The 11,934-nt window shown below is 68.9% G+C and carries 11 protein-coding genes and 5 pseudogenes; 1 reads left to right on the top strand and 15 read right to left on the bottom strand.

Annotation, left to right across the window (positions count from 1 at the left end; genetic code table 11):
• Positions 1-192 precede the first annotated feature (192 nt).
• A pseudogene (locus KAE78_RS09880) lies at positions 193-660 on the bottom strand (acyl-CoA dehydrogenase family protein); the annotation flags it as partial.
• A 62-nt stretch (positions 661-722) separates the two neighbouring features.
• Positions 723-1,700 (bottom strand): acyl-CoA dehydrogenase family protein, encoded by a 978-nt coding sequence (locus tag KAE78_RS09875; RefSeq protein WP_223170730.1) that lies wholly within the window; start codon positions 1,698-1,700, stop codon positions 723-725.
• Positions 1,701-1,813: 113 nt separating this feature from the next.
• On the opposite strand from KAE78_RS09875, the pseudogene KAE78_RS09870 reads away from it, so the two are divergent.
• Positions 1,814-3,029 (top strand): annotated as a pseudogene (locus KAE78_RS09870) (pyridoxal phosphate-dependent aminotransferase).
• Positions 3,030-3,128: 99 nt separating this feature from the next.
• Here the strand turns inward: KAE78_RS09870 and KAE78_RS09865 are convergent.
• The 13 genes and pseudogenes from KAE78_RS09865 to map form a co-directional block, all read right to left on the bottom strand.
• Positions 3,129-4,260 (bottom strand): annotated as a pseudogene (locus KAE78_RS09865) (UDP-N-acetylmuramate dehydrogenase).
• 3 nt (positions 4,261-4,263) lie between these two features.
• A complete protein-coding gene (locus KAE78_RS09860; protein WP_223170729.1) occupies positions 4,264-4,704 on the bottom strand; it encodes a MaoC/PaaZ C-terminal domain-containing protein in 441 nt (146 codons plus the stop codon).
• Positions 4,704-5,150 carry a MaoC family dehydratase N-terminal domain-containing protein gene (locus KAE78_RS09855; RefSeq protein ID WP_223170728.1) on the bottom strand — a complete coding sequence of 149 codons (447 nt, stop codon included), beginning with the start codon at positions 5,148-5,150 and terminating at the stop codon, positions 4,704-4,706. Before KAE78_RS09855 ends, KAE78_RS09860 begins: the two co-directional genes overlap by 1 nt.
• A gap of 45 nt (positions 5,151-5,195) precedes the next feature.
• Entirely contained in the window at positions 5,196-5,876 is a 681-nt protein-coding gene (locus tag KAE78_RS09850; protein WP_411155927.1) for a sulfite exporter TauE/SafE family protein, read from the bottom strand.
• 124 nt (positions 5,877-6,000) lie between these two features.
• The gene (locus KAE78_RS09845; RefSeq protein ID WP_223170727.1) at positions 6,001-6,864 is read right to left on the bottom strand and encodes an ion transporter; all 864 of its coding nucleotides are present in this window, start codon (positions 6,862-6,864) and stop codon (positions 6,001-6,003) included.
• A gap of 116 nt (positions 6,865-6,980) precedes the next feature.
• Complete coding sequence (gene rplQ / locus KAE78_RS09840) at positions 6,981-7,529, bottom strand: 50S ribosomal protein L17 (RefSeq protein WP_223170726.1); 549 nt, start codon at positions 7,527-7,529, stop codon at positions 6,981-6,983.
• Positions 7,530-7,559: 30 nt separating this feature from the next.
• Complete coding sequence (locus tag KAE78_RS09835) at positions 7,560-8,549, bottom strand: DNA-directed RNA polymerase subunit alpha (protein ID WP_223170725.1); 990 nt, start codon at positions 8,547-8,549, stop codon at positions 7,560-7,562.
• A 146-nt stretch (positions 8,550-8,695) separates the two neighbouring features.
• Positions 8,696-9,093, bottom strand: a pseudogene (rpsK, locus tag KAE78_RS09830) (30S ribosomal protein S11).
• Positions 9,094-9,122: 29 nt separating this feature from the next.
• Complete coding sequence (gene rpsM / locus KAE78_RS09825) at positions 9,123-9,497, bottom strand: 30S ribosomal protein S13 (RefSeq protein ID WP_223170724.1); 375 nt, start codon at positions 9,495-9,497, stop codon at positions 9,123-9,125.
• 345 nt (positions 9,498-9,842) lie between these two features.
• On the bottom strand, positions 9,843-9,959 hold the full coding sequence (gene rpmJ, locus KAE78_RS09820) for a 50S ribosomal protein L36 (RefSeq protein WP_005050492.1): 117 nt from the start codon (positions 9,957-9,959) through the stop codon (positions 9,843-9,845).
• 80 nt (positions 9,960-10,039) lie between these two features.
• Complete coding sequence (gene infA / locus KAE78_RS09815) at positions 10,040-10,261, bottom strand: translation initiation factor IF-1 (protein WP_013583992.1); 222 nt, start codon at positions 10,259-10,261, stop codon at positions 10,040-10,042.
• Positions 10,262-10,470: 209 nt separating this feature from the next.
• Positions 10,471-11,079 carry a DsbA family protein gene (locus KAE78_RS09810; RefSeq protein WP_223170723.1) on the bottom strand — a complete coding sequence of 203 codons (609 nt, stop codon included), beginning with the start codon at positions 11,077-11,079 and terminating at the stop codon, positions 10,471-10,473.
• 2 nt (positions 11,080-11,081) lie between these two features.
• Positions 11,082-11,929, bottom strand: a pseudogene (map, locus tag KAE78_RS09805) (type I methionyl aminopeptidase).
• Positions 11,930-11,934: the final 5 nt, after the last annotated feature.

Raw genomic sequence — 11,934 nt, 5'->3', positions numbered from 1 at the left:
AGTCGATCTCGCCGGCGGCGACGGCCTCGGCGAGCGCGTGCACCCGCGAGAGGTGGTGGGCGCCGTAGAAGTCGGCGTCGGCCAGGCGCCGGGCGTCATCGGATGCGGCGAGCACGGCGAGCCCGTGCATCCAGCCACCGCGAGCGTGCCCAGGAGCGTGAGGTAGGGGACGCTGCCTGCGTAGGCGTCACGAGGCGAGTCTGCGAAGGCCAGCACGGCCGCGGTGGCGCGCTGCGCGGCATCCGACGCCCGGGACAGGCGCTCGGCCGTGCGCGCGGCCACCTCGCCAGGCGCGGCGCGCAACGCCGTCACGGTCTCGTCGATCGCGGCGAACAGCTCGGCGGCCGTCTCGCCGCCGTTGCGCAGGAGCTTGCGGCCGAGGAGGTCGTTGGCCTGGATCGCGGTCGTGCCCTCGTAGATCGGCACGATGCGCGCGTCGCGGTAGTGCTGGGCGGCGCCGGTCTCCTCGATGAAGCCCATGCCGCCGTAGACCTGGATCGCCTCGGAGGTGACCCGCAGCGTCTCCTCGCTCGCCCAACCCTTGAGGATCGGCACGAAGAACTCGGCCAGGCGCAGGGTGTCGTCGTCGTTCTCGGCGCGGTCGAAGAGGTCGCCGACGTAGACCGAAAGAGCGCGCATCGCGAAGATCTGGCTCGACATCGATCGCAGCAGACGCGCGACGTCGGGGTGCTCGGCGATCGGCGCGCCCTCGGGGCGATCCATCACCCGCCCTGCCTGCGGTCGGCCGCGTAGGCGGCGGCGGCCTGGTAGGCGCGCTCGGCGATACCGGTGGCCTGGTGCCCCATTCCGACGCGGGCGGAGTTCATCATCACGAACATCGCCGACAGTCCCCCGTGCAGCGGGCCGACGAGGTAGCCGGTCGCGTCCTCGTAGGAGAGCACGCATGTGGGGCTCGCGTGGATGCCGAGCTTGTGCTCGATCGCGACGGTCTCGACCGCGTTGCGCTCGCCCAGCGAACCGTCGGCCGCCACGAGCGTGCGCGGCACCACGAACAGCGACAGCCCACGACTGCCGGCCGGGGCGTCGGGCGTGCGGGCGAGCACGAGGTGCACGATGTTCTCTGCGACATCGTGGTCGCCCCACGTGATGAAGATCTTCTGTCCGCGGATCGCCCAGGTGCCGTCCTCGCGCGGAGTGGCGAACGTGCGGATCGCGCCGAGGTCGGTGCCGGCATCCGGCTCGGTCAGGTTCATGGTGCCGGTCCACTCGCCGCTGACGAGCTTGGTGAGGTAGGTCTCGCGCAGTTCCTCGGACGCGACCGCGTCGAGGGCGTGGATCGCGCCGGCCGAGAGCATCCAGCACAGCGCGAAGGCCGCGTTGGCGCCGTTCCAGATCTCGCCGAGCCCCGCCTGGACGGATGCCGGAAGGTCGTCGCCGCCGGCGCTGGCGGGAGCGACCGCGGTCACCCAGCCCGACTCGATGAAGGCCTGGTACGCCTCGGCGAAGCCCGCGGGGAGGCGCACCTGCCCGTTCTCGAGCCTCGCGCCGATCTGGTCGCCGGGCCGGTCGAGCGGGGCGAGCACCTCGGCGGCGAAATCCCCTGCGCCGGCGAGGATCTCTGCGGCATCCTCTGCGGTCATCTCGCCGCCCGTGGCGCCGGCGACGATGTCTCGGCCGAAGGCATCGCGGTAGAGGAAGGCGTAGTCGGCTGCCGGCGGCGCGTAGGACTGGGTGGGCATGATCTCTCCCCTTGAGAAAGCTGTGAGACTGCGAACCATTGTAGCTGAGACTGAGTGCCAATGCGAGGACACGTCCTGTCACGGGCACCGGAGGGAGGACTACGCTCGTAAGCGTGACCGAACGCGCTCCTCTCTCCCGCAAGCTCTCCGCCATCGCCGAATCGGCGACCCTGAAGGTCGACGCCAAGGCCAAGGCGCTCAAGGCCGATGGCAAGCCGGTGATCTCCTACGCCGCCGGCGAGCCCGACTTCGCCACGCCGCAGTTCATCGTCGACGCCGCCGCCGAGGCCCTCGCCGATCCCACCAGCTACCGGTACACGCCGGCGGCGGGCCTTCCCGCCCTCCGTGAGGCCGTCGCCGCCAAGACCCTCCGCGACTCCGGGCTCGAGGTCTCCCCGAGCCAGGTCATCGTCACCAACGGCGGCAAGCAGGCCGTCTACCAGGCTTTCCAGGCCGTCGTGAACCCCGGCGACGAGGTGCTGCTGCCGGCCCCTACTGGACCACCTACCCCGAGGCGATCCGCCTCGCCGACGGCTTGCCCGTCGAGGTCTTCGCCGGCGCCGATCAGGACTACAAGGTCACCGTCGAGCAGCTCGAGGCAGCCCGCACCGCGCGCACGTCCGTACTCGTGTTCGTCTCCCCGTCCAACCCCACCGGATCGGTCTACACCGCCGAGGAGACCCGGGCGATCGGCGAGTGGGCGGTCGAGCACGGCATCTGGATCATCTCCGACGAGATCTACCAGAACCTCACCTACCCTTCGACGGGCTCGGGGACCGGCGGCACGGCCACGTCGATCGTGCAGGCGGTCCCGGATGCCGCGGGCCAGACGATCCTCGTCAACGGCGTCGCCAAGACCTACGCCATGACCGGCTGGCGCGTGGGCTGGATGGTCGGCCCCGCCGATGCGATCAAGGTCGCCGGAAACCTCCAGTCGCACCTCTCCAGCAATGTCAACAACGTCGCCCAGAAGGCTGCGATCGCCGCCCTCAACGGGCCGCAGACCGAGGCCGAGCAGTTCAAGGAGGCCTTCGACCGCCGCCGACAGCTCATCGTCGCCGAGCTGTCGAAGATCGACGGCGTACGCGTGCCGACCCCGGGCGGCGCCTTCTACGTCTACCCCGATGTGCAGGGTCTGCTCGGCCGCTCCTGGGGCGGCGTCACGCCGACGACGTCACTCGAGCTCGCCGACCTCATCCTCGAGCAGGCCGAGGTCGCCGTCGTCCCCGGCGAGGCCTTCGGCCCTCCGGATACCTGCGCCTGTCGTACGCCCTCGGCGACGACCAGCTCCTGGAGGGCATCCAGCGCCTCCAGCGCCTGTTCGCCTGAGCCTGCCCGCCGCGTCATCCGTCGGTGCGCACTCCGCGAGAACGCACGAAACGTTCTTCGCGCGCAGCCAGAAGGACGTACTGTACGTTCTCGGCGGGGTCAGAGCTCGACGCCCACCAGCACGGGTTCGGGCTGCAGCAGCAGTCCGAACTCGGCGTGCACCCGGCTCCGGATGAAGCGGGCGAGCTCCGACAGCTCGGCCGCCGTCGCGTTCCCCGGTTGGTGAGGGCCAGGGCGTGCTTGGTCGACAGCCCCGCGCGCGAACGCGGCAGCTTGAAGCCGCGCCGGATGCCGGACTGCTCGATCAACCAGGCCGCGCTCACCTTGACGTCGCTGGCCTGCTGCGGGATGGCGGGCACCGTACCGTCGAAGGCGCCCAGGGGATCACCGTGACCGTGTCGAGGTCGGGCGTGACCGGCCAGCGCGGGCACTCCGCCGGCAACCCGCGCGCGACCTGGTCCGAGACGATCGCGTTCTGGAAGAACGAGCCGGCGCTGTAGGTGTCGGGTCGTCGTCATCGAGCACCATGCCCTTGGACGCCCGGATACCGAGGATCTGCTCACGCACCCACGCCAGCGGCACGGGGTCGTCGTTCGCGAGCGCCAGGGCCCGCCGCAGTTGGTCTCCCCGCACGATGCGCCCCGCCGAGCCGACATCGGCGAGATCGAGGGTGACCGAGAGGATCACCGCACGGCGCAGCGGCTCGCCGCCGTAGTGATGCTTGAGCACCGACGTGCGAAAGCCCAGGCCCAACTCGGATGCCGGGACGACCGACACCTCGCCCGTCGACTCGTCGATGAGCTCGACCTCGACGAGCGTCTCCTGGATCTCCTGGCCGTAGGCGCCGATGTTCTGCACGGGGGCTGCTCCGACCGTGCCGGGGATGCCCGACATCGCCTCGATCCCGGCGAGTCCCTCACGGACCGTGTACGCGACGAGTGCATCCCAGTCGTTGCCGGCCTGCACGCGCACGCGCGCGCGACCCTCGAACGGCGAGGGCAGCCGCTCGATGCCGGAGGTGAGGATGCGCACGACGGTCCCGTCGAAGGGCTCGTCGCCGACGAAGAGGTTCGACCCCCGCCGAGAACGAACCAGTCGTCGCCGCTGGCCCACACCGCGCGCAACTCCTCGACCAGTTCTTCGGTCGTCGTGGCCTCGCGCATGCGCAACGGCGCGGCCCCGTGCGCAGGGTCGTCAGCTGCGCGAGCGGGATGGGCGTGATCTCGGCCATGGCTCAGGCGAGCGCGACGCGCAGCTGCGCCTTGCCGAGCACGGTGGTCTCGCCCGACCCTCCGTCGGCCGCCTGCCGTGAGCCTGTCGAACGGTGCGTCACCGTCAGATCGATCCGGGCGGTCTCGGCATCCGCCGCGCCCACCTTCGCCACGATCCGCAGCTCGGCGCCGTCGTCGGGATGCACGACCACCGGCCGGGTGAACCGCACGCCGTAGTCGGTGATGGCTGCCGAGTCGCCCAGCGCCGCCACCACGACGGAGGAGGCGATGCCCATCGTCAGCATGCCGTGCGCGAGGACACCGGGCAGGCCCACCTTCTCGGCGACGTCGTCGCGGTAGTGGATCGGGTTGAAGTCGCCGGAGGCCCCGGCGTAGCGCACGAGGGACTCGCGCGTGAGATGCACGGTGCGTTCGGCGATCTGCGCGCCCACGGTGAAGTCCATCAGGCGTCCTCTCCCACCAGCAGCACCGAGGTCGCGGTCACGACGTGGGCTCCTGCGGCATCCGTGATCTCGGCCTCGCTCGTGACCATCGCATTGCCGCCGACCGCCCGCACGGAGGTGACGCAGAGCGTCGCGGTCAGCTCATCGCCGGCGACGATCGGGCGGGTGTAGGCGAAGCGCTGCTCACCGTGGATGGTGCGGGCGAGCACGATGCCCGAATCGGGCTCGGCGAGCAGTTGCTGGAGCGTCTGATCCTGGATCACCATCGCGAAGGTCGGCGGGGCGACGACGTCGGCGTAGCCGAGGGCCTGGGCCGCCTCGACGTCGGTGTGCAGCGGGGCATCGGCGAAGACGGCACGCGCGAATTCGCGCACCTTCTCTCGTCCGACCAGGTAGGCGGGCGTCGGCGGAAACTCACGACCGACCAGTTCAGTGTTCACGGGCACGCTTCGATCCTACCGACCCTGCATCGCCGGCGAGAGCGGATGCCGCTACCGGGGCCGTGTGCGCAGCGCCTTGATCGCCATCTGGATCGCGATCACGACGAGGTAGGCCGCGAAGAGCATGTTGCCGGCGAAGGGATCGATCAGCGTGGCGAGCCAGGCGCCGAGCGCCGTCGTCGTGCAGGCGGAAAGACCGATGGCCCCTGCGGCGACCAGGTCGACGTTGCGATGGCGGAGGTTGCCGATCGTGCCCGAGACCGCGGTCGGGATCATCATCAGCAGCGAGGTCCCCTTCGCCTCCAGGTCGCTCGTGCCGAACAGCACCATGAGCGCGGGGACGACGACCACACCCCCGCCCACGCCGATGAGTCCCGCGACGATCCCCGTGAACAGCCCGAGCCCGACCAGACCCAGCACCGCGTACCAGGTGATCTCCAACGCCGCTCCGCGCGACGGGATCACGATGAACAGGCTGGCGATGACCAGCACCAGGAACGCCACGAAACCCAGCGCAGCGCCGACTGCGACACCCGGGCAGCAGGCGCGTGCCGACCTGCGCCCGACGACGGCCCCGCCGGCGAGGATCAGGGCGGGTATCCACGCCACCGAGTCGGTGAGCGCATAGGAGAGCACCCCGATGGATGCCGTCGGTACGATGGCGGCGAGCGAGGTCCCGGCCGCACGACGCTGATCGAAGTGCAGCATGAGCACCAGCAGCGGCACGATCACCGTGCCGCCCCGACCCCGAAGAGCCCGGAGAGCAGCCCCGCCAGCAGTCCGATGAAGACGAACGCCGCGTATTCCCGCGACCGCCGCCGCGTCCTGCCCTCCGGCATCCGATACCTCCGGCTTCTCAGCCTACCGGCGAGGCGTCGCGCTCCGAGCCGCGCGCGCCCTCGACGGCAGCGGTGAGCGCCGTGACCTGCTCCTGCAGCAGGCGCACCTCCTCGACGAGCACGCTCTGTTCCGAAACGCGGTCGCCTCCTGCGGGCACGGCCGGAGAGGCATCCGCGCGCTCCCGGTCGATCCCCTGCATCGCATCGACGATGACGGCGATGAAGAGGTTGAGCACGGTCAGAGCACTGACGAGCACGAAGGGGACGAAGAAGAACGGCGCCCAGGGGAGGACCGTGGCCACCTCGCGCGCGATGCTGGACCAGTTGTCGAGCGTCGTCACCTGGAAGAGGGAGAACAGCGACGTTCCGAGGGACCCGAACAGCTCCGGGAAGTGGTCGCCGAAGAGGGTCGTGGCCATCACGGCGCCGACGTAGAAGATGATCACCAGGAGCACGGCGATGGAGGCGATGCCCGGGATCGCCCGCATGAGCGCGTCGACGACCCGGCGCAGCGCCGGCACGACCGACACGAGACGCAGTACGCGCAGGACCCGCAACGCCCGAAGGACCGCCAGTCCGTCGGAGCCGGGGATGAGCGCGACGCCGACCACGAGGAAGTCGAAGACGTTCCACGCGTCGCGGAAGAAGCGGAGGCGCTGCGCGTAGAGCTTCAGCGCGATCTCCACCACGAAGATGCCCAGGCAGATCTTGTCGAGCAGATGCAGGACCAGTGCGGCGGGCTCGGAGAGCCCGCGGATCGTCTCCAGCCCGAGCACCGCCGCATTGATCAGGATGACGACGATGATCGTCCTCTGCACGATCGGCGACAGCACGAATCGTCCCACTCGCTCCCGCGAGAACCAGCGCGTCTGCTGCATCATCCTCCCCTGCCCGTGCGTCACGGCGACGCGGTCACCCGCAACATTCTGGAGCCCGCACCCGTGAACGGCAAAACCCGCCCGCCCGAAGGGCGAGCGGGTTTCGTACGACGGGGGCCTTACTCGGCCTTCTCCTCGACGGCCTCCTCAGCGGCGGCCTCGGCGGCAGCACCCTCTTCGGGCGACTCGGCGCCGGCATCCGCCGCCTCGTCGACCGGGGCGTCCTCGACCGGCTCAGCGACCGCGTCCTCGGCGGGCTTCTCGGCGGCCTTGGCCGCAGCAGCCTTCTTCGCGGAGGGCTTCTTCGTGACGGGCTCGAGGACGAGCTCGATCACGGCCATCGGGGCGTTGTCGCCCTTGCGGTTGCCGACCTTGGTGATGCGCGTGTAGCCGCCCTCACGGTCGGCGACCAGCGGGGCGATCTCGGTGAACAGGACGTGCACGACTTCCTTGTCACCGATGACCGACAGCACGCGACGACGTGCGTGCAGGTCGCCGCGCTTGGCGAAGGTGATCAGTCGCTCGGCGAGCGGACGAAGGCGCTTGGCCTTGGTCTCGGTCGTCTTGATCGACTTGTGGGTGAACAGCGCCGCGGCAAGGTTGGCAAGCAGCAGACGCTCGTGGGCGGGGCCGCCTCCGAGGCGGGGGCCCTTCGTGGGCTTGGGCATGTTTCTAGCTCCAGGTCAAGGTCGGGTGTGTCAGAAGGACTCTTCTTCGGAGCCGCTGTAGAAGTGGGCGCCGTCGAAGCCGGCGACCGAGTCCTTCAGCGACAGGCCGAGAGAGACGAGCTTGTCGCGCACCTCGTCGACCGACTTCTGCCCGAAGTTGCGGATGTTCATCAGCTGCGTCTCGGAGAGCGCGACCAGCTCGGCGACCGAGTTGATGCCCTCACGCTTGAGGCAGTTGTACGAGCGGACCGACAGATCGAGGTCTTCGATCGGCATCGACAGCTCGTTGGAGAGGACCGCCTCGACCGGTGCCGGGCCGATCTCGATGCCCTCGGCCTCGACGTTGAGTTCGCGAGCAAGGCCGAAGAGCTCCGTCAGCGTGTAGGCCGCCGATGCCACGGCGTCGCGCGGCAGGATCGAGGGCTTGGTCTCGACGTCCAGGACGAGCTTGTCGAAGTCGGTGCGCTCACCGGCACGGGTCGCGTCGACGCGGTAGCTGACCTTGAGAACCGGCGAGTAGATCGAGTCGATCGGGATCTGACCTGCCTCGGCGTACTCGCTGCGGTTCTGCGTCGCCGAGACGTAGCCGCGGCCACGCTCGATCGTCAGCTCCAGCTCGAACTTCGCGCTGTCGTTGAGCGTCGCGATGACGAGCTCGGGGTTGTGTACCTCGACACCGGCGGGAGCCGAGATGTCGGCGGCGGTGACCTCGCCGGCGCCCGTCTTGCGCAGGTACGCAGTGATCGGCTCGTCGCGCTCGCTGGAGACGACGAGCTGCTTGATGTTGAGGATGATGTCGGTGACATCCTCCTTCACGCCGGGGATGGTGCTGAACTCGTGCAGCACGCCGTCGATACGGATGCTGGTGACGGCAGCACCGGGGATCGACGACAGCAGGCTGCGACGCAACGCGTTGCCGATCGTGTAGCCGAAGCCGGGCTCGAGCGGCTCGACCACGAACCGGCTGCGGTCAGCGGCGATCTTTTCCTCGGTCAGTGTGGGACGCTGTGCAATGAGCACTGATGTTCCTTTCGGTCACATGCCCGCTATATGACATGTGGTGGATGAGGTGTGGAGTTTTGTTCGTGCGACAGGGCGCGAAGCGGATGCCGCAGGACGACCGACCCGGGAGCCGGCGAGTGCCGGCCCCTGAGCCTGCCGAAGGGTCAGACGCGGCGGCGCTTGGGGGACGGCAGCCGTTGTGCGCCTGCGGCGTGACGTCCTGGATGGAACCGACCTCGAGGCCGGCGGCAGTGAGCGAACGGATCGCGGTCTCGCGGCCCGAGCCCGGACCCTTCACGAAGACGTCCACCTTCTTGACGCCGTGCTCCTGCGCCTGGCGTGCGGCGGCCTCGGCGGCCATGCCCGCGGCGTAGGGCGTCGACTTGCGCGAGCCCTTGAAGCCCACGCCACCCGACGAGGCCCAGCTGATGACGGCGCCGGACGGGTCGGTGATGGAAACGATCGTGTTGTTGAACGTCGACTTGATGTGGGCGTGGCCCAGCGCGATGTTCTTCTTCTCCTTGCGGCGCGGCTTGCGCGCGGCGGACTTGGGTGCAGCCATGAAAGTCTTCTCCTCTTACCTGGCCGCTCTTAGCGGGCCTTCTTCTTGCCGGCGACGGTGCGCTTGGGGCCCTTGCGGGTACGGGCGTTGGTCTTGGTGCGCTGACCGCGGACCGGAAGGCCGCGACGGTGGCGCAGCCCCTCGTAGGAGCCGATCTCGACCTTGCGTCGGATGTCGGCGGCCACCTCGCGGCGAAGGTCGCCCTCCACCTTGTAGTTGCCCTCGATGTAGTCGCGGAGCGCGATGAGCTGGTCGTCGCTGAGGTCCTTGACGCGGATGTTCTCGTCGATCTCCGTCGCCTTGAGGATCTCGATCGAGCGGGTACGGCCTACGCCGTAGATGTACGTAAGTGCGATCACCACGCGCTTGTCACGCGGGATGTCAACGCCGGCAAGACGTGCCATGCGGTTCTCTCCTGGGAGTCGGTGGAGGTGTGGAGCAGGATCGGTGCCCGGGCCTCCGCCCCGAGGTGTCCCCTCTCGCGAGGTTCTGATCCTGCCGTTTGAGATCTCCCGGTCGTTGAGCGAGGAGCGAAGCGACGAGTCGAAACGCCTGCATCTCGACCGGAGTTTCCCCCGGTCGTTGAGCGAGCGCAGCGAGACGAAACGCCCTGGTGCTCTGACCGGATATTGAGTTGTGTTCGGTGTTGCTTCTCGAGATTTCGACTCGCTCGCGCTTCGCGCGGGCTCGCTCAATCTTGAGCCTTCGCGCGTCAGGCGCCGCTACGCGGCGCGTGACCCGCCGAAGGCTCAACCCTGCCGCTGCTTGTGGCGCGGGTTGCTCTTGCAGATGACCATGACGCGGCCGTGACGGCGGATCACCTTGCAGTGATCGCAGATCGGCTTGACGCTGGGGTTGACCTTCATGATGTTTCCTGTTCGCTGTCTTCGTACCGTCATCGTGCCCTTGCTCAGGGACCGATGACGGCCGTTACTTCTCGACCGGTCTAGCGGTAGCGATAGACGATGCGGCCGCGGGTCAGGTCGTAGGGGCTGAGCTCCACGACCACGCGGTCCTCGGGGATGATGCGGATGTAGTTCTGCCGCATCTTGCCGGAGATCGTCGCAAGGACCTTGTGCCCGTTGGTGAGCTCAACGCGGAACATCGCGTTGGGCAGCGCCTCGGACACCGTGCCCTCGATCTCGATGACACCGTCTTTCTTAGCCATAGCCTCGCTGTCGCTGATGCAGACCGGTCGGTCTGCGGTGAATGGATGGATGTGGGGACGGCCCGCTCACAGACACGCCGAAGCAGGCGCAACGCACCAAGGGTCTATGCTATAGGAGCCTCGGGGTTCCGGCAACTCGACGGTCGGTCAACCGAGCAGCGCGGCGAGCTCCGCGGCGATCTCGGTGTTCTCGATGCGGTCGCCGTTGATCACGACGGTGGGCGTCGCGATCCCCTGCGGACCCGGGGCGTCTCAGGGGTGCGGTCGCGCACGAACTTCTTGTAGGTGCCGTCCGAGATGCAGTCGGCAGCCGCGCCGCCGCCGGTCTGCTCGGCGATGGCGATGATCTGCTCGTCGCTGAGGCCCGTCGTCCCCTGAGCCGGCTGGTTGGCGAACATCTGGAGCTGGAAGTCCAGGCCGGCCTCGGGCGCCTCACTGGCGACGCAATACATGGCACTGGCCGCGCGCGAGGAGAACTCGGTTCCCTGGGACAGGTGATCCTGGATGGCGATCGGGTGCACCTCCAGCGTGATCGTGTCATCGCCGGCGGCCTCGGCGAGCAGGTCGCCGTACTGGGCCTCGAACGAGCCGCACGCGGGGCACATGAAGTCGAGATAGACGGCGATCGTGTCGGGGCCGTCGCCGAAGCTGATCGCCCCGGTCTCGGAGTTGATGATGGCGCCTTCCGGGGCAGCGCCCGGCGCGGTCGCACGGTTGTTCAGGAACACCACGAGCGCACCGACGCCCACGATGGCGACGACGGTGATCGTCGCGATGACGACGGCGAACCAGTTGGTTCCGCCCTTGGCTGCGGCCATGATTATCCGATCTGTCGAGGCTCGACGCCGAAGGGCGCGAGTCCGGCTTTCCCACCATCGGGCGCGGTCAGCACCCAGATGCCACCATCATGCACGGCGACGCTATGTTCCCAATGTGAGCCATCGGTGCCGTCCGCGGTGGACACGGTCCACTCGTCGCCCTCGACGAAGGTCTCTTCGGTACCGGCGGTCACCATCGGCTCGATGGCCAGCACGAGACCGGGGCGCACCTCCGGTCCGGGGTCGGGCGTGCGGTAGTTGAACACCGACGGCGACTCGTGCATCTTGCGGCCGATGCCGTGGCCGACGTACTGCCGCAGGATGCCGTAGGTCTCGCCTGACACGGCAGAAGGTCCCTGCGCCTCGATGTAGTCCTGGATCGCCGCGCCGATGTCGCCGATGTGCGAGGCGGTCGCCAGCGCGGCGATGCCCGCCCAGAGCGACCCTTCGGTGACGCGGGAGAGCTCCTCGCGCCGCGCCACGACATCGGGGCGCGCGGCATCCGGGACCACGACCGTGATCGCGCTGTCGCCGTTCCATCCCTTGTACTGGGCCCCGCAGTCGACCGAGACGATGTCGCCGGGCTCCAGCACACGATCGCCGGGGATGCCGTGCACGACCTGCTCGTTGATCGACACGCACAGCGTGTGGCTGTAGCCGCGCACGAGCTGGAAGTTCGACTCCGCACCGCGGGCGAGGATCACCCGATTCGCCTCGGCGTCGAGCTGCCCGGTGGTGACGCCGGGCGCGATCATCGCACGCACCGCGTCGAGAGCGGCGGCGGTGATGAGTCCGGGTTCGACCATCGCCCGCAACTGCGCGGGGTCTTGTAGATGGAGCGGCGGAACACCGGCG

The sequence above is a fragment of the Microbacterium sp. NIBRBAC000506063 genome (assembly GCF_017968845.1).
Classification (GTDB): domain Bacteria; phylum Actinomycetota; class Actinomycetes; order Actinomycetales; family Microbacteriaceae; genus Microbacterium.
The sequence above is the reverse complement of the archived record's forward strand: the minus strand, read 5'-3'. Positions and strand labels throughout refer to the sequence as shown.